The following is a 19,839-nucleotide window of genomic DNA, read 5'->3' on the forward strand; positions in this document are numbered from 1 at the left end:
CACTGTCTTCAAATAGGTACACTAAGCCCTTATTTAAACTCAAGTAAGGGACGAGTGTGCTGGCTGCATTAAAAGATAAATCACTGCATTATCAAGTTTTCGCATTAGCACTGCCTATGGTGCTATCTAATATTACCGTCCCCTTACTTGGATTAGTCGATGCCGCGGTGATCGGCCATCTTGATCAATCGTGGTATTTAGGTGGTGTGGCTGTTGGCGGCACCATGATTAATGTCACTTTTTGGCTGCTTGGCTTTTTACGGATGGCCACCACTGGCATTACTGCACAAGCGCAAGGTAGTGCAGATAAAGATGCCCAAGCCGTAATTTTTGTTCAAGGCATGGCGTTGGCGTGGCTATTTGGTGTCGCATTAGTTGTATTACACCAACCAGTAAGCCAAGTTATTTTTCACTTTAGTAGTGCTGGCAGTGAAGTCAAACTGTATGCCGCGCAATATTTCTCTATTCGTATTTGGGGCGCGCCTGCTGCTCTCGCTAATTTTGTAATCATGGGTTGGTTGCTTGGTATGCAAAATGCCAAATTACCGATGTGGCTATTAATTGTAACGAACGTTGTCAATATAGCGCTAGATTTGCTGTTTGTACTGGGTTTTGGTTGGAAAGTACAAGGTGCCGCGGCAGCGTCAGTGATTGCCGATTACAGTGGCATGATATTGGGATTGTGGTTTGTGGCTCAACAATGGCTACAGTTAGGATTACCCCCGTTAAAACAAAAGTTAGCCAGTGTTCGCCATGGTATGGGACGATTACTTAAACTTAATCGTGACATCTTTTTACGTAGTTTATGTTTACAAGCCACTTTTACTTTTATGACTTTTCAAGGGGCACACCTAGGCGATAATGTTGTAGCTGCCAATGCTGTATTAATGAGTTTCCTAATGTTAGTTTCCTATGCAATGGATGGCTTTGCTTATGCGATGGAAGCTTTAGTAGGGAAAGCAGTAGGGGCTAGAAATAAAGGTCAGCTAGAGCGTTATTTGGTGGGAACTACATTTTGGAGTTTATTAATCTCATTAGTGCTAACCGCTATTTTTGTACTCTTTGGAACCCAAATTATTGGTGTAATTTCTGATATTCCAGCGGTACAACAACAAGCGGATCAATATTTACCTTGGTTAACGGCAGTGCCTTTGGTTGCAATGTGGTGTTTTTTATTGGATGGAGTCTTTATTGGAGCGACACGAGGTAGAGACATGCGTAACAGTATGTTTTTAGCTACGTGTGGTTTTTTTGCGATTTGGTGGGCAATGAGTAGCTATGGTAATCATGCTTTATGGGCGGCAATGATTGGTTTTATGGCGTTACGAGGGGGAATATTAGCTGTGAGATTTATCTCTTTATGGCGAAAAAATATATTTTTGCCACATGCTTAATAAACAATAAGTTATATTTACAAAGTATACTGTTGATGATTTTTTGTACAAAAAAGTCTTTCAATCCTGATTGTGATTTGCTTAAATGCGTTCACTTCTTATCCAGGTGGTGCGAATGACAACTAAGATTATAGGTTATTTTTTACTGGTACTGAGTTTAACCTTCAGTATTCATAGCTATGCCAGTAGTTTCAAGAAATTAAATGTTACAGCAACAGCATATAATTCAGTACGAGCACAAACGGATTCAAATCCAAGCATTGCCGCTTGGGGGGATCGTTTAAAACCTGGCATGAAAGCCATCGCTGTTTCTCGTGATTTACTCAAAATGGGATTAAAGCGTGGTTCTAAAGTTAAAATCTCAGGTTTACCCGGTGAGTACGTGGTGCTAGATAAAATGCATCATCGTTGGAATCGCAAAATAGATATCTATATGGGTAAAGATGTTAGAGCGGCTAAGAAGTGGGGAAAACGGCGGGTAACTATTACCGTTATTAGGGCATAAAACGTTTTATTATGAGTATTTTTTATTGTTGGTATTGATCGGTAAATATATTCTTGATTAACTATTTTTGGTTTAATACCACGTTTTGATTCTCAAGGCGTGTAGACAATGAAAAAGTCGATCTATTTTATTCTGTTATTGTCACTGTTTTTTAGCTTTCAAAGCTCAGCTCATTCAGTCAAAACATTACGTGTTACCGCGAGTGCTTATAACTCAGTAGCAGTACAAACTAATCATCATCCCAATCTTACTGCTTGGGGAGTGCGTTTAAAGCCCGGAATGAAAGCTGTGGCTATATCGCGTGATTTACTCCGCAAGGGACTTAAAAAGGGTTCTCGAATTACCATTCAAGGACTCTCTGGGGAATATGTTGTGTTAGATAAAATGCATCGCCGTTGGCATAATAAGATTGATATTTATATGGGCAACGATATAAAGGCAGCCCGGAAATGGGGTAAACGAAATGTCACGATTACTGTACTTGATTGACGTTTAATGTTTTGTCTTAAAATAAGTTAATAAAAAAGCCGCATATCGATGCGGCTTTTTGCTATCTGTAATGAGTGGCTCAAAACGATTAATAATAAGAATGATCGCCACGAGCGTGATCGGTAATATCACGTGCACCCGTTAACTCGCCTTCAAATTGTGCTAATAGCTCTTTCTCGATGCCTTCTTTTAGCGTGACATCAACCATAGAACAACCATTACAACCGCCGCCAAATTGTAGAATGGCAACACCATCTTCAGTAATTTCAGACAATGATACATTACCACCATGGCCTGCAAGCTGAGGATTGATTTGCGTTTGTAATACGTAATCAACGCGTTCAATTAATGATGCATCATCAGCCACTTTACGCACTTTTGCGTTAGGTGCTTTTAATGTTAGCTGTGAACCCATTTTGTCAGTAACAAAATCAATTTCAGCGTCATCAAGGAAGGGAAGGCTTAATTCATCAATAAAAGCAGAGAATAGCTCAAGTTTCATTTCTGTATCACTTGCTTCAACCGCATCTTGTGGGCAGTAGGATACGCCACATTCAGCACTTTGAGTGCCTGGGTTTACAACAAAAACACGGATATTAGTACCCTCAGGCTGCTGAGCAAGAAGCTTGCTAAAGTGCTGCTGAGCGTTTTCAGTAATAGTGATCATGGACACGATGTAATACCTGACTTATTTAGTAAGTTTTATTCATTCTACTCTTTGTGAGTGATTGTCGCATCTCTAAAGCGACATTTTTTATTTGACCACGTTTTATTAATTAATGCGCGTCTTTTTTGTGCAATATTAATTAACTGATTGTTCAGTATGACATAACGTATAAATATCGACTTGTTTAACGCCACGCTGAATCAGTAATCGAGTGAGTTGATCGACGGTCGCACCCGTAGTGACAACATCGTCAACAATAGCGACATGGTCTGGTAATGTTATTGGTCGCAATTGAAACGCATGGTGTAAGTTATGTCGCCGTTGGTTTTGTGTCAGTTGTTGCTGGGGTTGAGTATGTCGTAAACGCTGAAATACACGGTGATTAACGCGACTATTTAAAATTGCGCCAAGGGCCAATGCCAGTTGATGGCTCTGATTAAAACCGCGCTGGCTGTAACGTCGCCAATGCAAAGGAACGGGCAATAAGAGAGGGGCTGGCTGAGTAATTTGGTGGGCCAACTGTTGTGCCAATGGTCGTGCCAGCCAAAATTTTCCGCAAAATTTTAGTTGATGTACCAGTTGTTGTAGTGGGGGGCGATATTCACCTAAACGGTAAAGACGATGCCAACGTGGCGGTTGGGTGAGGCAATGACCACAATGGGCGACGCTGGTTAGGGTGGTTGAACCACAATGGTGACAATAGGGCGGTGATGGAAAATGTGAAATACAGTGCTGACACCAATAATGTTCAGCGTGGGCTAAAGGGAGTTGGCACAAGCCGCAATGTCGAAATAACAAATGATATAAATTATCTCGCCATGATGGCATTCTGTTTGGCATCATTATTACTCATTCACAATTGATGCAAGGAAATATAAATGACATCACTGTTTAATTGGCACAGTGAAGGCCAAGGACCTGATCTGGTTCTCATTCATGGATGGGGAATGAATACGGGTGTATGGCAAGATGTGATCCCACAACTAAGTCAGCACTATTGTGTTCATTGGTGCGATCTTCCCGGTTATGGTGATAATGCCGCGATTGTTGCGCCATCATTAACTGATATTGTGAATGTGTTATTGGCACAAGCCCCGGCTCACGCTGTTTGGCTCGGGTGGTCACTAGGTGGCATTATTGCCAGCCAAGTGGCCTTGACTGCACCACAACGGGTCACACAATTGATTACCGTTGCAAGCTCACCCTGTTTTATGTCTCGAACAGATTGGATGGGTATTCAACCTCGCGTTCTGGCTAACTTTCAAACCCAGCTCGTCACTGATTTCGCACTCACTATTGAACGCTTTTTAGTATTACAGGCTTTGGGGAGTCAAACAGCAAAAGAGGATATTCGCCAATTAAAAGCAGCAGTGTTATCTCGGCCGCAACCGCAATTAGCCGCCTTAACGCTAGGGCTAGAATTATTAGAGAACATTGATTTACGCCAATCACTGACAGAATTATCACAACCATGGTTGCGTGTGTACGGTCGATTAGATGCTCTTGTGCCGATTAAAACTGAATCGCAATTAAGCGTGTTATATCCTCAATCACAACGTTATGTTTTTGCTAACGCATCTCATGCACCGTTTATTTCTCATTTGGATGAATTTATTACAGTAATAAAGACATTCATAGATTAATCAGTTTTAGTGCTTTACGTCAGACAATGAAATTTATAACGGTCGGTATAGGTAAATAATTAACGTGAGCGGTCGATATTATGACTAAGATGATATAACTGTATTTCGAGCATAGTGACAATGGATTATCTACTATGGTGATTGCGCCGTTACAATCAACAACACCAGTATTAGCGACGACTATTAATCCATTAACGGATCAAGTTACGCGGGACAACCGTGTGCGTGAAAAGATTGTACCGATTGTTGAAAGTAGGGCGGCAGCCGCTGAAAATGCTCTTAGTGCAGAAGAGAAACAACGTAATAAACCGAGTTGGGACCCAAGTGAACATCCTGATTATGCGCAACCACAAGCGATGACTTTTAAAGGTTATCAGCAGCAGTTAGTACAGCTAGTGGCGGTTCTTTCGTTGGGGAATTATGTGACACCAGATCAGCCATTAGGTTATTCGATGCACATTGAACTTCCACGAGAATTATTACAACAATTAGCGCTCATCAGTGCCAGTGAACGCACCAAAGGTGTTGTGAGCCATTATTACGCGCAAGCGACATTGCCCAATCCTCCCACGCAATATCTTAGTGTTATCTAAAACAACAGCCAGCGTTAATGGCTGGCTGTTGAGAGGTACCATGATATCAGTGGTAATTATTTTTTCTTAGCGTTAGCAAATGCCGCAGCAAAAGCACCGCCCATTGGAGGTGAGTTCTTTTGTGGTGCAGATGTGTTGGTTTGACGTGGCTGCTGATGAGATGGTTGCTGGCGAGGTGCTGGCGTTGATTGACGAGTGGGCTTTTCCTGTCCAGGCTCATCACTTAAACGCATCGTCATTGCAATACGTTTACGCTGAATATCAACTTCCATCACTTTAACTTTAACCACATCACCGGCTTTAACCACTTCTCGTGGATCTGAAATAAATTTATCAGATAGAGCAGAGATATGGATCAAACCATCTTGGTGCACACCAACATCGACGAAAGCGCCAAAGTTAGTCACGTTGGTGATCACGCCTTCTAATACCATTCCTGGTATTAAATCTTTTACTTCATTTATACCATCAGCAAAGGTGGCCGTTGTGAACTCAGGACGTGGATCGCGACCGGGTTTATCGAGTTCGCTAATAATGTCTGTTACGGTCGGTAAACCAAAATGAGTATCAGTATAATCGATAGCATTAAGGTTACGTAAAAAGTCACTATTACCAATAATAGCGTCAACAGGTTTGTTATTGGCTGCTGATATTGCTTTAACGACCGCATAAGACTCAGGGTGAACCGCAGAGCCATCAAGAGGGTTTTTACCGTTCATGATTCGTAAGAAACCCGCACATTGTTCAAATGCCTTTGGCCCTAAACGTGCGACTTTTTTAAGGGCTGTACGTGCATCAAAGCGGCCATTTTCATCTCGATAGTTGACAATGTTCTGGGCAATAGTGGCATTTAAACCAGCAACACGTGTTAGTAATGCTGCGGAGGCCGTGTTTACATCAACACCAACGGCGTTTACACAGTCTTCGACCACTACATCCAAACGTTTAGCAAGCATGCTTTGGCTAACATCATGCTGGTATTGGCCAACACCGATGGATTTCGGATCGATTTTAACTAGCTCTGCCAATGGGTCTTGTAGACGACGACCAATGGAGACCGCACCACGAATCGACACATCCATATTAGGAAATTCTTTGGCGGCTAATTCTGATGCTGAGTAAACTGATGCACCGGCTTCACTGACCATTACACTTTGTACTTTAAGCTGATTATCTTTAATAAGCTTTGCGACAAATGCATCTGTTTCACGTGAAGCAGTGCCATTACCAATCGCAATTAAATTAACGTTATGCTTATTGATCAGCGCGACAACGACTTTGGTTGATTCAGTAATTTTATTATGTGGTTGGTGAGGGTAGATGGTGGCGGTATCTAAAACTTTACCAGTTTCATCAACCACGGCAATCTTACTGCCTGTTCGTAAACCGGGATCAAGTGCTAGTGTGACTCGTGGACCCGCAGGTGCTGCCATTAATAAGTCATGCAGGTTATCAGCAAAAACTTGGATTGCGCCATCTTCAGCTTTTTCACGCAAAACGCTCATAAGCTCAGTTTCCATGTGCATTAAAATCTTAATGCGCCATGTCCAACTGATCACTTGTTTGCGCCATGCATCTGCTGCTTGAGTGCCCAGAGTAACGTTATAATGCTCAGCAATGATGATTTCACAATATGAACTACGAACGGCTTGGTCTTTATTGGGATCAGCATTCAGTGATAGTTGTAGAAAGCCTTCATTACGACCACGGAATAATGCTAACGCACGGTGGGACGGAATATTTTTAATCAGCTCGTTATAGTCAAAGTAATCTTTAAATTTAGCGCCGTCATGTTCCTTACCTTCAATGATACGTGAAGTAAGTTCAGCATAAGTATTTAGTTGACGACGGATTTTTTCAAGTAGTGCTGCATCTTCAGCAAACTGTTCCATCAAAATGGCACGTGCACCATCTAGCACCGCTTTACTATCAGCAAAGCCTTGCTCTGGATTTAAATATTGTTCTGCTGTGGTTTCTGGTGAGTGTTGAGGTTGATTCCATAACAGTTCAGCCAGGGGAGCGATACCAGCTTCAATCGCAATCTGACCTTTGGTGCGGCGTTTTTGTTTGTAAGGCAGGTAGAGATCTTCAAGACGAGTTTTACTGTCAGCACTATTAATTTCAGCCGCTAGTGCAGGCGTGAGTTTACCTTGCTCGGTAATGGATTTTAGAATGACCTGACGGCGGCTATCGAGTTCACGTAAGTAGCCTAAACGTGATTCTAAATTACGAAGTTGAGTGTCATCCAATTCGCCAGTAACTTCTTTACGGTAACGGGCAATGAAAGGCACTGTGTTGCCGTCATCAAGTAAGGTGACGGCCGCATTGACTTGTTCCGTGCGTACATTCAGTTCGGTGGCGATCTGGTGGTTGATAGCGTTGCTCATCCGTTGATTTCTCTTGTTGATCGTTAAGCGTCCATTCTACGGCTGAATCTTGATCTGGCAAGTCAACCGCGGTGAAGAGTGTGTCAGACTGCATAAAGCGAGTCATTTTTTATTGTCTGTTACTAATAATAGCGGGTTGGCGGTTGGTTTCGATGTGATTTAATCATGGTAACGAATACGATTAATAAACCATGTTTTTTTGCCTAGTGGCGTTGGTACTACTGCATCATCGTCAACCTGCTTACTTAATAAAGCGCGCGCCATAGGGGAGTCGATCGAGATGTAATCATTACGGCCATAGATCTCATCAGGGCCCACGATGCGAAAGGTTTTTTGTTCACCCGCCTCATTTTCAATCTCGACCCAAGCACCAAAGAAGACTTTGCCGTCTTGTTGAGGGGAGTAATCAATAACTTTAACCGCTTCTAAACGTTTTCGTAAAAAGCGTACTCGACGATCAATTTCACGTAATCGTTTCTTATTATATTGATAATCCGCATTTTCACTGCGGTCGCCTAAACTCGCCGCCCAAGTCACTTTTTTGGTGACTTCAGGGCGATCTTCACGCCATAAATAATTTAATTCTTGTTCTAATTTATCAAACCCTTCCCGGGTAATTAAATTGGTTCTCATCATTATTCTCAAACAATAGTTTGGCATTGTTCTATCATCGCTAAGGTAAAATAGAAAGCAATAGCACGATAAAATATGACCGTTAAATGGGGGGTAATTCGCTGAAGGAATTAATTGTTAACGGGGCGCGAATCAGTGAAATGTGATCTTGTTTACGTCGTAAATTAATCTCTCAAGTAAAGTAGTGTTCAGAGTTGAATCACCATGCTATAAAGGCATATCAAAAGGGATGTTGTTAGAGATGATGATAATACTAATAACACAATCATGATAATAATTAGCATGTTATAATCATTATTATGCCGTAATTAGTGTGTGTCGGTAATAATTACTCCCCTATAATCAATATAGGCTGTGATAATGTTCACTTCGATTGATTTGGTTGAATGTTCTTAGGCAACCGTGATTGAGGTGAAGATGTTCACCGCTAAATTAAACGTTAGTTATTACGACTGCGTACATTTAGTAACAATACGTTATCGTGATCGATGAAGGTGAAAAATGCAGGAAAATTATAAGATTTTAGTGGTCGATGACGACATGCGTTTACGTGCGTTACTTGAGCGTTATCTTTCTGAGCAAGGGTTCCAAGTACGCAGTGTCGCTAATGGCGAACAAATGGATCGTTTACTTGCACGTGAAACTTTTCACCTGATGGTATTGGATTTAATGTTACCAGGTGAAGATGGTTTATCTATTTGTCGTCGCTTACGTAATGCTAACAATATGCTGCCTATTCTAATGCTAACGGCGAAAGGCGATGAAGTTGATCGTATTGTCGGGCTTGAAGTCGGTGCAGATGATTATTTACCAAAACCGTTTAATCCACGTGAATTACTTGCCCGTATTCGCGCTGTTTTACGTCGTCAAACCATTGAAGCGCCGGGTGCGCCAAGTGTTTCCAGTAAAGTGATTGAGTTCGGTGAATTCCGTCTAAATCTTGGCACCCGTGAAATGTTCCGCGGTGATGCTCCTATGCCACTGACATCGGGTGAGTTTGCGGTATTAAAAGCCCTTGTAACTAATGCACGTGAGCCAATGTCACGGGATAAATTGATGAACATGGCGCGTGGTCGTGAATATTCAGCAATGGAACGTTCAATTGATGTGCAGATTTCACGTCTACGTCGAATGGTTGAAGAAGATCCTAGTCGTCCGCGTTATATTCAAACGGTATGGGGTTTAGGATACGTGTTTGTCCCTGATGGTCGTGAGGCGTAAGCCATGCGGTTATCGCCCAAAAGTACTTTTGCGCGAACACTGATATTATTAGCTGGCTTGTTAATCGCAAGCCAGATTTTTTCATATCTGACAATCGTCAATTACGCGCTACTTCCTAGTATTCAGCAGTTTAATCGTATTTTAGCGTACGAAGTAAAATTGATGCTGAAAGAAAATATTAAGATGGCTAATGGCCAAACCATCTATCTTGATCGTCCTATTCGACGAGAGTTACTTGAAGAATTAGGTGTGACGTTACATGCGCCTAATTCACCCGGTGCAGCAGAATTTCATGATGCCACTCATATCACTTATTTGAGTGAAGAAATGTCGCGTGAATTACATTCGCCGACTGATGTGCGGTTATTGCTTGGTGCCCATAGTTATGTGCTATGGATGAAAACCGATGCGATGCCAAATTTCTTAATGCGTATTCCGTTGTCTGAATTGCAAGAAGATGATTTTTCTCCTTTATTTCGTTATAGCTTAATTATTGCCTTTTTAGTGATTGCTGGCGGATGGTTATTTATTCGTATTCAAAATCGGCCTTTAGTCGAATTGGAGCAAGCCGCGTTGCAGGTCGGACGGGGTGAAACCCCACCACAATTACCAGAACAGGGTGCATCGGAAATTCGCTCAGTAACCAAAGCTTTTAATCAAATGTCACAAGGGATTAAACAGCTTGAAGATGATCGAGCGCTATTGATGGCTGGTGTCAGCCATGATTTACGAACGCCATTAACCCGGATTCGGTTAGCGACAGAGATGATGTCAGCGGAAGATAGTTATTTAGCTGATTCGATGATCACTGACACTGAAGAGTGTAATGCTATTATTAGTCAGTTTATGGATTATCTTAAATCGACTAAAAAACAAGCCGAAGAAGATGTTGATCTTAATTTGCTGTTAGAAGATGTTGCTCATACTGAAGGTAGCTATGGCAATGTTATCGAGCAGCAATTAACGCTGATTCCCGGCACTGTTTCAGTCAATGCTGTTGCCCTTAAACGTGCAGTTGCAAACTTGGTCATAAATGCCCAACGCTACGGTAATGGCTGGGTTAAACTTTCCAGTGGTGCTTCGGCTGATCGTAAGTCAGCATGGTTTTGTGTTGAAGATAACGGGCCCGGTATTGCCCCGGATCAAGTCACTAAGATGTTCCAACCATTAACTCGTGGTGATTCTGCCCGTGGCAGTGAAACTGAAGGTACGGGTTTAGGATTGGCGATTGTGAAGCGAATTGTTGATCAAAATGAAGGTTCAATTTCGGTGCGTAACCGCAGCGATGGTGGCTTAAGAGTTGAGATCAGTTTGCCGTTACATAAATTGAAGTAATCTTCTGTAACGCAGTCAACGTGGTTATTGGTGAAATAAAAACCCGCTTTCATTGTGAAAAGCGGGTTTTTTTATGAGGCAATAATTAGTGTTCGGTTGCGGTTGCTTCATCAATCAGTTCAATCGATTCAGCATGTTCGTTTGGTAAAATAATATTTAATAAAATCGCAGTAATACCGCCAGCAGCCATACCAGAAGAAAGAATACTTTTTACTATCTCCGGTAAGAATTGCAGTATTTCAGGTTTTTGGGCGATGCCTAATCCCATTGAAAACGATAATGCCATGATTAAAATCGCACGGCGATCAAGATGACAGCGTGAAATTATACGAATCCCTGATGCGGCAATGGTGCCAAACATGACAATGGTTGCGCCGCCCAATACTGGCTCTGGAATCAATTGAACCAAGCTTGCTACATCAGGAAATAACCCGAGTAGAACCAACATTCCTGCCACAAAGTAGCCGATATAACGGCTCGCCACGCCTGTTAATTGAATAATGCCATTGTTCTGGCTAAAGGTTGAATTAGGAAAGCTATTAAACACAGCAGCCATGGCTGAGTTAAGGCCATCAGCAAGAACGCCGCCTTTGATTCGTTTTAAGTACAACGGCCCTTTTACCGGCTGTTCAGATGTTTCTGAGGTTGCCGTAATATCGCCAATGGCTTCCAGTGACGTAACCGCAAACACTATCATTAACGGAATCAATAAACCCCAATCAAAACTAAGTCCATATTGCATTGGCATTGGAATTGCGATTAGGGTATCAGATGTGGTGATGTTGGTATTTATCATCCCTAGTGACCATGCAAGCAAAGTACCCGCTGCCATTGAAATGACAATAGATGACACCCGTAAATAAGGATTTTTAACACGGTTGAGTAATACGATAAAGCCTAATACCGTGCCTGCTAACATCAGATTATCAAGGCTGCCAAAGCTACCGTCGGCAATTGCACTGTAACCGCCACCAATCGAGGTTAGGCCAATCTGAATTAAGGTTAAACCGATTAATGTCACCACAATACCAGACACTAATGGCGTAATTATGCGTTGGGCATGTTGTAAAATGCGAGAGATAAACACTTCAGTAAAAGCGGCAAAAATAATGGTCCCAAAAATAGCCGCCATCATGGTTTGAATATCAGCACCGCCAGCTTTAAGGGCTAGGCCTGCACCAATAATAGGCCCCAAGAAATTAAAGCTGGTACCTTGAATTGATAATAAACCAGAGCCAATTGGGCCAAAGGTTTTAATTTGAATAAAAGAAGCTATCCCTGATGCCAGTAATGACATACTGACAATAGTATTAGTATCACTCGCGGGTAAGCCTAGTGATTGGCAGATGATCAACGATGGCGTAATGACCGCAACAAACATTGCCAGTAAATGTTGTGTGGCAGCAAACAACGTTTGTGGTAGTGGTGGCCTATCATCTAAGCGGTAAATAAGGTCAGAATTTTTTGGCGTTGCGCTAGTGTGATGCTGAGTCATACGTGATCCTAACTGGCACTCTGAAATCCATTATTCGCGCTGAATGGGCGATTATTGTGTTGTTGGCGGTGATCTGTGATTGCTGTTACTCAGAACCAAATCAACACTGGCAGAGCGTAAAGTGGCAAAATTTTGTCGCTATTGTAGTGATCTTTTGAAAAATAGCAATCGTTTGCTTTATTTTTAATAATGGCGGCCGCTAGGTCTAAATCTATAAGAGAAAGTGAATCACGGTTAATTACTTTTGGCTGTTATAACCGTGATAAAAGAAGAGTTAAGCGTTAGAGTAATTTTCGCGTTGACCTATCCAACGATCGATAATAGCGCTGGCGTTATCAGGATATTGGTCATGAATATAGCGGGCTAATTTTTGGACTTGAGGAATCAAATATTGGTCGCGAATTAAATCAGCCACTTTAAAATCAGCAATGCCGGTTTGTTTAGTACCCAGTAATTCACCTGGGCCTCGAATTTCAAGATCGCGTTGCGCTATGACAAAGCCGTCACTGCTTTCACGTAATACCGCTAAACGTTTCTGAGCTGTTTTGGTCAGTGGCGCATGATAAAGCAACACACAATGGCTGGCAATTTGACCTCGACCAACACGACCTCGAAGCTGGTGTAATTGAGCGAGTCCAAGTCGTTCGGGGTTTTCAATCACCATTAAACTGGCATTGGGTACATCAACCCCAACCTCGATAACGGTAGTCGCTACCAGTAAATCAATTTCCCCAGCTTTAAAGCTTGCCATAATGGCTTGTTTCTCTTTGGGCTTCATGCGACCGTGAACTAAACCTACTTTAAGTTCTGGCAGTAAGCGCGTTAATTCATCGGCAGTATCTGAAGCGGCTTGTGCTTCTAGTACTTCTGACTCATCGATTAAAGTACAGACCCAATAAGTCTGTCGACCTTCTTGTTGGCATGCGGCACGAATACGTTCAATTATTTGCGGACGACGGCTATCAGGCAACGCTACTGTTTGAATTGGCGTTCGTCCTGGCGGTAATTCATCAATCACCGAGGTATCCATGTCGGCATAAGCCGTCATGGCAAGAGTGCGCGGAATCGGGGTTGCAGTCATGACTAATTGATGCGGGTAACGTCCATTTGTTGCGCCTTTTTCGCGAAGATCAAGCCGTTGATGGACGCCAAAGCGGTGTTGTTCATCAATAATAATCAGCGCGAGGTTATTAAACACTACTTGGTCTTGAAATAAGGCATGGGTACCAACCACCATTTTGGCCTCACCACTGGCAATTTGCAGCAGCTCTTTTTCACGGGCTTTGCCTTTGAGCTTACCTGCCATCCAGCCAACTTTAATCCCCATCGGGTTAAGCCACTGGGCAAAGTTAAGTGCATGCTGTTCTGCTAATAATTCTGTCGGCGCCATTAATGCAACTTGATAGCCATGTTCAATAGCGCGTAAAGCGGCAAGGGCTGCAACCAAGGTTTTACCTGAGCCTACATCCCCTTGTACTAAGCGCATCATTGGCTGTGATTGGTTTAGATCTGCCTCAATATCTGCTACCACTCGTTGTTGGGCGCCAGTGGGCGTAAACGGTAAGCTGGCAAGCAATTGCTGTTTAAGGCTATCTTGCGGTGTTAATGACCAACTTTGATGTTGCTGACTTTTACTACGTAGCGCCAGCATCGATAAATTTTGGGCCAATAATTCTTCTAAAATAAGTCGTTTCTGAGCGGGGTGCTTTCCTGCATCAAGTTGTTCTAATGAGATATCAGCTGTAGGACGATGCATCAATTGTAATGCTTGAGCAAGGGTCATTTGTTGATCGTATAACCCGGTTGGAAGTAATTCTGTTACGGCTGATTTTTCAAGTAGAGCTAAGGCTTGATCGGTTAAATTACGTAATGTTGTTTGGCGTAAACCATCAGTGGTTGGGTATACCGGAGTGAGGGTTTCTTCGACACTTAATTCGGTCGGCTCTGAAAAAAGGCGGTAATCAGGATGAATGATTTCTAATCCAAATTGGCTGCCTTTAATTTCACCATAGGCTTTAACTTGTTTGCCTTGGCTAAAGCTATTTTTCATCGCGGCATTAAAATTAAAAAACTTTAATGTCACTGAGCCTGTAGTGTCGCCAATTTTTACTGTCAACATCTTACGTTTGCCAAATTGAATACTGCAATGGCTAACTTCACCTTGAACCGTTAAAAATTGGCCAGGAGAGACGCGATTAATCGGCCAAATGCGGGTGCGATCCTCATAACGAAGTGGCAAATGAAACAGCACATCTTGAACATTATTAAGCCCAATTTTATGGAGTTTTTCTGCCATTTTTGCGCCAACACCTGCCAGTTCGGTGAGGGCGACAGTGTTGAGGAGTTGTCCGCTCATGGTTAGTCCTTTTTAATTTCGCTAGCTGCGACGGGATGTTTGATTTTCTTCGCTTGCATTGCAGCCCACCATTGTTCATCAGCAACAATTTGGCCTTGATCATCTAATTGTGGGTAAGGTAAGTTTTTCTGTTTAGCGACATTGGCTAATACTGGGTGACCACGCTCAAATAAAATGCGATTGACTACATTGTCATCAAGTAAGGTGGTGGTGCGATCATACATACCTGCATTTTGACGTTGGCGTTGTGCTTCATACAAAATTAATGCACTTGCAACGGAAACATTGAGTGACTGTACCATGCCTACCATTGGAATAATGATGTCTTGGTCTGCCAGTGCTAATGCTTCAGCGGTGATCCCATTTTTTTCACCACCGAGAATAATCGCGGTCGGTTTTGTGTAATCAATCTCACGAAAATCGACGGCAGTGGTCGATAAATTGGTTGCTAGTACCTGCATTCCCTGAGCTTTTAAGGCGCTAATGGCATTGACCATTGTTGTGTGAGTTTCAAGTTCAACCCAATTACGAGCTCCCGCTGAGGTATGACTCAATACTTTCATCGCTTCTTTGGGCCATACGGCATGCACTTTATGAACCCCAACTGCATCGGCGGTACGAATAATGGCAGAGACATTGTTGGGTTTATGGACTTCTTCCATACACACGGTGAGATCAGGTTGGCGAGTGGCTAAGACTTGATGAATTCGTTGAAAGCGATCTGGCGTCATCTGGTTATACTATTTATGAGAATAAGGATGACGTTATAATAATATGGATCGGAATCCAAATACACAAAACGCCCACAAGTGGGCGTTTTATTCATATCATTAACAAGCTATCACGCTGATAGTGCTAATTCTTTTGTCGAGCAACTCGTACTACGTCAGGCATAATACGAATACGACGCATGATATTGGCCAAGTGCACACGGCTCTTGGTCGTCAGGCGAACGGTAATCGTATATAAACGGCCATCTTTTTCTTCGGTCGATAAACCTTGAATATTAGAGCCAGTTGCCGCGATAGTATTGGTTAAATCAGCCAATGCACCTTGGTGATTTTGCATATCGACTTTGAGGTTAGTGACAAACTCTTGTTCAAAATCTTCACTCCATTCAACCGCCATGTACTTATCCGGTTCTTTACGATAGCCCCGAATATTGGCACACTCTTCACGGTGAATAACAAGGCCTTTGCCTGGGCTTACATGGGCTACAATAGGATCACCATGAATCGGATGGCAACAGTTAGCAAAGGTTAGCAAAATACCATCGGCACCTTGAATCGGTAATCGACGATCGCTGTTTTTCGCCGTCAGTTCGTCGGCATTACCCAATAATCGGCGCGCAATAACCACACTCATCAGTTCACCCAAACCAATTTCTGTCAGTAAATCATCGACAGTTTCTAGTTTAAGATCGCTTAATACTTTGGCGATATTCTCTTCCGCAATTGTCTGCATGTTCACACCGCCTAAGGCATGATTCAGTAGACGACGGCCGAGGGTTATTGACTCATCACGACGCATAGTTTTTAAAATTTGACGAATTTTAGTACGCGCACGTGATGTCACCACATAGTTAAGCCATGCGGCATTAGGTCGAGCACCAGGGGCGCTGATAATGTCGATGGTTTGACCATTTTTCAGCGGCTTACTTAATGGATAAGGTTGGCGATCGACGCGAGATCCAACGCAGGTATTACCAATGTCAGTATGCACGGCGTAAGCAAAATCAACCGCCGTGGCACCAACTGGCAATTCAACAATGCGGCCTTTGGGGGTGAAAACGTAAATTTCATCTGGGAAAAGATCAGATTTGACGTTTTCGATAAACTCAAATGAGCTACCGGCGCTTTGCTGTAATTCAAGCAGGCTTTGCATCCAACGTTGGGCTTTAATTTGAGCAGTGGTGCCTGGGGCTTCACCGTCTTTATATGTCCAATGGGCTGCAACCCCTTTATCCGCCATTTGATCCATGTCTTCAGTACGAATCTGAACTTCAACCGGTACCCCATGCGGGCCAACCAGTGAGGTATGCAGCGACTGATAGCCATTGGCTTTTGGAATGGCGATATAATCTTTCATTCGACTTGGGCGTGGCTTGTACAGATTATGTACCTGACCTAATACTCGGTAGCAAGTATCAAGATCATCGACTAAAACGCGGAAGGCGTAGATATCCATGATCGAATGGAAGCGTTGTTCTTTATTCTTCATCTTGTTGTAGATGGAGTATAAATTCTTTTCACGACCAGAAACGACCGCGGTTATTCCCGCATCACTGAGGCGACCCTCAATTTCAGCGTGAATTTTAGTAATGATTTCTTTGCGATTGCCACGGGCTGCTGCGACGACTTGTTTTAGGACGCGGTAGCGGTTGGGATATAACGCTTCAAAGCCAAGCTCTTCAAGTTCAGATTTGATGTTATGGATACCAAGGCGGTGGGCAAGCGGAGAGAAGATTTCAAGGGTTTCACGAGCAATACGACGTCGTTTATCAGGGCGTAAAGCACCTAACGTGCGCATGTTGTGAGTACGATCGGCAAGTTTGATTAGAATAACGCGAATATCATGCGCCATTGCCATGATCATTTTGCGGAAGTTTTCAGCTTGCGCTTCTTTACGATCGCGAAATTTGAGCTTATCGAGTTTAGAGACGCCATCAACCAATTCGGCAACAGTATCGCCAAAGCGGCAGGCTAGATCCTCTTTAGTGACCTCGGTATCTTCAATCACGTCGTGCAGCAATGCTGCCATCAATGCTTCAATATCGAGACGCATTTCCGCCAGAATACGGGCGACCGCAACTGGATGGATAATATAAGGCTCGCCGGTTGAACGAGTTTGGCCTTCATGGGCGTCGCGAGCAACAAGATAAGCCTGTCGAAGCACCTCAATTTGAGGCTCCGACAGGTACTTGGTTGCGACTTCTTTCAGGCTATCAAAAAGATACAATTCGCCTGGTTCCCTGATTAACGGTGATGGTCGCCAGCAATAGCACTTACCGCAGCTAATTCAGCTGCTTCTTGCTCTTGCAGTTCCTGACGCTCGCGAGCATCAAGGATATCTTTAGTAATTAGGCCTTCTTCGATTTCACGAAGTGCAATTACTGTGTATTTGTCGTTTTCTTCAGGAACCAATGGATCCTTACCGCCGGTTTGCATTTGACGTGCGCGGCGAGCAGCAATTTGGATCAGATCGAAACGGTTGCCAATTTTATCAACAGCGTCTTGAACGGTTACGCGTGCCATGGAGGACTCCAGTGGTTATTAAATTAGGAATAGAAAATTGTACAAAATAACTTACTGATCTGCTAGTAGCGCAGTCAACATGCTTCTATATTTAGCAGTTTGCTTGTCTTGCTTCAATCGTTCTGCACGAATAATTGCTTTAAAGTCAATTAACGCGACATCGAAATCATCATTAACGATTACATAATCGTATTCGTTATAGTGTGAAATTTCTGAACGAGCTTCTTCCATACGACGGGCAATAACGGCTTCGCTGTCTTGACCACGGGTATTAAGTCGACGCTCCAATTCCTCTTTTGACGGAGGTAGGATAAATAAGCTCTTGGCGATAGGCATTAGTTTACGGATTTGACGCGCACCTTGCCAATCGATATCTAAAAAGACATCAATGCCTTTATTCAATTGCTGTTCAATCCATGGACGAGAAGTACCATAGTAATTGCTAAACACTTCGGCATGCTCAAGGAATGCACCTTGTTCTACCAAGTCGGTAAATTCTTCTACGCTAACGAAATTGTAATGAACGCCGTTTTCCTCGCCCGGGCGCATGCCACGAGTCGTATGGGACACGGATACTTTCATGTCATAGGTCGGGTTAGTTTCAAGAAGGGCATTAATCAAACTTGATTTTCCAGCACCACTTGGGGCCGACACGATGTATAGAGTACCTTTGCTCATTGCCTATTTTCACTCAGTGATAGAAGGGCGCGAAGATTATCACGATCTGCGCATAATTGAAATTAGCTGATTGCTTGAAAATTCATCTTTTTATTGAGTCAATACAACTTAAGCCTAGCTGGCTTTAATGATATTTCATAATCAGACTACATTTTCAAACAACTTTCCAAGCTAAATAGCATCAGCTTGGAAAGTTTGGGCAAGGGTTACTTACTCAATATTTTGAATCTGTTCACGCATTTGCTCGATCAATACTTTTAGTTCAACGGCAGATGCTGTGACGTCAGTATTAATTGATTTTGATGCCAATGTGTTTGATTCACGGTTAAATTCTTGCATCATAAAATCTAGACGACGGCCACATGCGCCACCTTTAGCAAGAATCTTTTGGGTTTCTTTTACGTGAGAGTCAAGGCGATCAAGCTCTTCGGCGACATCACTTTTCTGTGCCAGCATGATCAGCTCTTGTTCAATACGGTTACTATCAAGATCGACTTTTGCTTCATCAAGACGTGACATAATACGCTCGCGTTGCCATACCATTATCTGTGGCATTAGCGTACGAACTTTAATGGCTTCTGTTGAAATAGCGGCTAAACGATGATCGATTAATTGTTTCATGTTATCGCCTTCGCTTGCACGGGCGGCAATAAAATCATCCATTGCTAGCTCAAAGCCAGTTAATAGATCTTTATTAATCATATCTAAATCTTGTTCTGGTGCTTCCATCACTCCTGGCCAATTAAGCACTTGGAATGGACCAATATTACCTTCACCCGCAGTTTCTGTTACCCAACGAGCTGCATTAATAACTTGTTTGGCTAGTGCTTCATTGATTGTCAATTCAGTATTAGTGGCAGTGTTGGCTTCGTAGCGAAGGTTACATTCGACTTTGCCACGTGCTAAACGTTTACGAAAACGTTCACGCAATACCGGCTCAAGGCTACGGAATTGCTCTGGCATACGAATGTAGGTTTCAAGATAACGTTGGTTTACTGAGCGGATTTCCCACACAGCAGTACCCCAGTCGCCTTTTATTTCGCGACGGGCGTAGGCAGTCATACTATGGATCATTGGCTTGTGGCCCTTAGGTTATGATGGTTGCGGCGGCTAAACTTAGCGCATTTAACGGTAAGTCAGGTCTTCTAATAACAATAGCGATGCGTCGTAACCGAGTTTTATCATTATA

The 19,839-nt window shown here is 42.9% G+C and carries 19 protein-coding genes; 7 read left to right on the forward strand and 12 right to left on the reverse strand.

Translation table 11 applies throughout. The annotated features are described in order from the left end of the window. Positions 1-56 precede the first annotated feature (56 nt). The 3 genes from dinF to C9I86_RS06945 all read left to right on the forward strand — a co-directional run bounded on the left by dinF (position 57) and on the right by C9I86_RS06945 (position 2,388). On the forward strand, positions 57-1,394 hold the full coding sequence (gene dinF / locus C9I86_RS06935; RefSeq protein ID WP_080159219.1) for an MATE family efflux transporter DinF: 1,338 nt from the start codon (positions 57-59) through the stop codon (positions 1,392-1,394). A gap of 115 nt (positions 1,395-1,509) precedes the next feature. Beyond that, complete coding sequence (locus C9I86_RS06940) at positions 1,510-1,899, forward strand: 3D domain-containing protein (RefSeq protein ID WP_080159218.1); 390 nt, start codon at positions 1,510-1,512, stop codon at positions 1,897-1,899. Between the two features lie 108 nt (positions 1,900-2,007). Continuing rightward, entirely contained in the window at positions 2,008-2,388 is a 381-nt protein-coding gene (locus C9I86_RS06945; protein WP_080159217.1) for a 3D domain-containing protein, read from the forward strand. Positions 2,389-2,476: 88 nt separating this feature from the next. Here C9I86_RS06945 and nfuA read toward each other — a convergent pair whose 3' ends face one another. Further along, complete coding sequence (gene nfuA / locus C9I86_RS06950; protein WP_199190754.1) at positions 2,477-3,061, reverse strand: Fe-S biogenesis protein NfuA; 585 nt, start codon at positions 3,059-3,061, stop codon at positions 2,477-2,479. 129 nt (positions 3,062-3,190) lie between these two features. Continuing rightward, the gene (locus tag C9I86_RS06955) at positions 3,191-3,898 is read right to left on the reverse strand and encodes a phosphoribosyltransferase family protein (protein WP_107275999.1); all 708 of its coding nucleotides are present in this window, start codon (positions 3,896-3,898) and stop codon (positions 3,191-3,193) included. A 35-nt stretch (positions 3,899-3,933) separates the two neighbouring features. On the opposite strand from C9I86_RS06955, the gene bioH reads away from it, so the two are divergent. Both bioH and C9I86_RS06965 read left to right on the forward strand, forming a co-directional pair. Next, on the forward strand, positions 3,934-4,698 hold the full coding sequence (gene bioH, locus C9I86_RS06960) for a pimeloyl-ACP methyl ester esterase BioH (protein ID WP_107276000.1): 765 nt from the start codon (positions 3,934-3,936) through the stop codon (positions 4,696-4,698). Positions 4,699-4,832: 134 nt separating this feature from the next. Continuing rightward, positions 4,833-5,291 (forward strand): ATP-dependent Lon protease, encoded by a 459-nt coding sequence (locus C9I86_RS06965; protein WP_107276001.1) that lies wholly within the window; start codon positions 4,833-4,835, stop codon positions 5,289-5,291. A gap of 56 nt (positions 5,292-5,347) precedes the next feature. Here C9I86_RS06965 and C9I86_RS06970 read toward each other — a convergent pair whose 3' ends face one another. From C9I86_RS06970 to greB, 3 genes are all read right to left on the reverse strand, one after another. Next, on the reverse strand, positions 5,348-7,678 hold the full coding sequence (locus C9I86_RS06970; protein ID WP_107276002.1) for a Tex family protein: 2,331 nt from the start codon (positions 7,676-7,678) through the stop codon (positions 5,348-5,350). Then, positions 7,596-7,772, reverse strand: coding sequence for a hypothetical protein (locus C9I86_RS20035; RefSeq protein WP_158258929.1), 177 nt, complete (start codon positions 7,770-7,772; stop codon positions 7,596-7,598). Before C9I86_RS20035 ends, C9I86_RS06970 begins: the two co-directional genes overlap by 83 nt. A 65-nt stretch (positions 7,773-7,837) precedes the next feature. Then, positions 7,838-8,311: a transcription elongation factor GreB gene (greB, locus tag C9I86_RS06975; RefSeq protein ID WP_080159211.1), complete on the reverse strand. Its 474-nt coding sequence runs from the start codon at positions 8,309-8,311 to the stop codon at positions 7,838-7,840. A gap of 501 nt (positions 8,312-8,812) precedes the next feature. On the opposite strand from greB, the gene ompR reads away from it, so the two are divergent. After that, the gene (gene ompR / locus C9I86_RS06980; RefSeq protein WP_060997756.1) at positions 8,813-9,532 is read left to right on the forward strand and encodes a two-component system response regulator OmpR; all 720 of its coding nucleotides are present in this window, start codon (positions 8,813-8,815) and stop codon (positions 9,530-9,532) included. 3 nt (positions 9,533-9,535) lie between these two features. Next, positions 9,536-10,867 carry a two-component system sensor histidine kinase EnvZ gene (envZ, locus tag C9I86_RS06985; protein ID WP_080159210.1) on the forward strand — a complete coding sequence of 444 codons (1,332 nt, stop codon included), beginning with the start codon at positions 9,536-9,538 and terminating at the stop codon, positions 10,865-10,867. An 85-nt stretch (positions 10,868-10,952) separates the two neighbouring features. Here the strand turns inward: envZ and C9I86_RS06990 are convergent, their stop codons facing one another. The 7 genes from C9I86_RS06990 to C9I86_RS07020 all read right to left on the reverse strand — a co-directional run bounded on the left by C9I86_RS06990 (position 10,953) and on the right by C9I86_RS07020 (position 19,724). Beyond that, positions 10,953-12,362, reverse strand: a complete 1,410-nt coding sequence (locus C9I86_RS06990; protein ID WP_080159209.1) for a uracil-xanthine permease family protein — start codon at positions 12,360-12,362, stop codon at positions 10,953-10,955. A gap of 274 nt (positions 12,363-12,636) precedes the next feature. Beyond that, positions 12,637-14,718 carry an ATP-dependent DNA helicase RecG gene (recG, locus tag C9I86_RS06995; RefSeq protein ID WP_107276003.1) on the reverse strand — a complete coding sequence of 694 codons (2,082 nt, stop codon included), beginning with the start codon at positions 14,716-14,718 and terminating at the stop codon, positions 12,637-12,639. Between the two features lie 2 nt (positions 14,719-14,720). Beyond that, positions 14,721-15,449, reverse strand: coding sequence for a tRNA (guanosine(18)-2'-O)-methyltransferase TrmH (gene trmH, locus C9I86_RS07000; protein WP_107276004.1), 729 nt, complete (start codon positions 15,447-15,449; stop codon positions 14,721-14,723). A gap of 124 nt (positions 15,450-15,573) precedes the next feature. Then, the gene (spoT, locus tag C9I86_RS07005; RefSeq protein WP_080159206.1) at positions 15,574-17,676 is read right to left on the reverse strand and encodes a bifunctional GTP diphosphokinase/guanosine-3',5'-bis pyrophosphate 3'-pyrophosphohydrolase; all 2,103 of its coding nucleotides are present in this window, start codon (positions 17,674-17,676) and stop codon (positions 15,574-15,576) included. A gap of 17 nt (positions 17,677-17,693) precedes the next feature. Beyond that, on the reverse strand, positions 17,694-17,972 hold the full coding sequence (gene rpoZ, locus C9I86_RS07010) for a DNA-directed RNA polymerase subunit omega (protein WP_036789323.1): 279 nt from the start codon (positions 17,970-17,972) through the stop codon (positions 17,694-17,696). 51 nt (positions 17,973-18,023) lie between these two features. Continuing rightward, positions 18,024-18,650 carry a guanylate kinase gene (gmk, locus tag C9I86_RS07015; protein ID WP_045035896.1) on the reverse strand — a complete coding sequence of 209 codons (627 nt, stop codon included), beginning with the start codon at positions 18,648-18,650 and terminating at the stop codon, positions 18,024-18,026. Positions 18,651-18,860: 210 nt separating this feature from the next. Further along, positions 18,861-19,724: a YicC/YloC family endoribonuclease gene (locus C9I86_RS07020; protein ID WP_080159205.1), complete on the reverse strand. Its 864-nt coding sequence runs from the start codon at positions 19,722-19,724 to the stop codon at positions 18,861-18,863. Positions 19,725-19,839: the final 115 nt, after the last annotated feature.

Origin of the sequence: Photobacterium sp. NCIMB 13483 (assembly GCF_003025475.1) — a bacterium.
GTDB classification, from domain to species: Bacteria; Pseudomonadota; Gammaproteobacteria; order Enterobacterales; family Vibrionaceae; genus Photobacterium; species Photobacterium piscicola.

Bases quoted from the DNA above. Each gene is read 5' to 3' on its own strand.
- C9I86_RS06940 (WP_080159218.1), top strand. From the start codon at position 1,510: ATGACAACTAAGATTATAGGTTATTTTTTACTGGTACTGAGTTTAACC.
- C9I86_RS06945 (WP_080159217.1), top strand. From the start codon at position 2,008: ATGAAAAAGTCGATCTATTTTATTCTGTTATTGTCACTGTTTTTTAGC.
- C9I86_RS06955 (WP_107275999.1), bottom strand. From the start codon at position 3,898: ATGATGCCAAACAGAATGCCATCATGGCGAGATAATTTATATCATTTG.
- bioH (WP_107276000.1), top strand. From the start codon at position 3,934: ATGACATCACTGTTTAATTGGCACAGTGAAGGCCAAGGACCTGATCTG.
- C9I86_RS06965 (WP_107276001.1), top strand. From the start codon at position 4,833: ATGGTGATTGCGCCGTTACAATCAACAACACCAGTATTAGCGACGACT.
- C9I86_RS06970 (WP_107276002.1), bottom strand. From the start codon at position 7,678: ATGAGCAACGCTATCAACCACCAGATCGCCACCGAACTGAATGTACGC.
- C9I86_RS20035 (WP_158258929.1), bottom strand. From the start codon at position 7,772: ATGCAGTCTGACACACTCTTCACCGCGGTTGACTTGCCAGATCAAGAT.
- greB (WP_080159211.1), bottom strand. From the start codon at position 8,311: ATGAGAACCAATTTAATTACCCGGGAAGGGTTTGATAAATTAGAACAA.
- ompR (WP_060997756.1), top strand. From the start codon at position 8,813: ATGCAGGAAAATTATAAGATTTTAGTGGTCGATGACGACATGCGTTTA.
- envZ (WP_080159210.1), top strand. From the start codon at position 9,536: ATGCGGTTATCGCCCAAAAGTACTTTTGCGCGAACACTGATATTATTA.
- C9I86_RS06990 (WP_080159209.1), bottom strand. From the start codon at position 12,362: ATGACTCAGCATCACACTAGCGCAACGCCAAAAAATTCTGACCTTATT.
- recG (WP_107276003.1), bottom strand. From the start codon at position 14,718: ATGAGCGGACAACTCCTCAACACTGTCGCCCTCACCGAACTGGCAGGT.
- trmH (WP_107276004.1), bottom strand. From the start codon at position 15,449: ATGACGCCAGATCGCTTTCAACGAATTCATCAAGTCTTAGCCACTCGC.
- rpoZ (WP_036789323.1), bottom strand. From the start codon at position 17,972: ATGGCACGCGTAACCGTTCAAGACGCTGTTGATAAAATTGGCAACCGT.
- gmk (WP_045035896.1), bottom strand. From the start codon at position 18,650: ATGAGCAAAGGTACTCTATACATCGTGTCGGCCCCAAGTGGTGCTGGA.
- C9I86_RS07020 (WP_080159205.1), bottom strand. From the start codon at position 19,724: ATGATCCATAGTATGACTGCCTACGCCCGTCGCGAAATAAAAGGCGAC.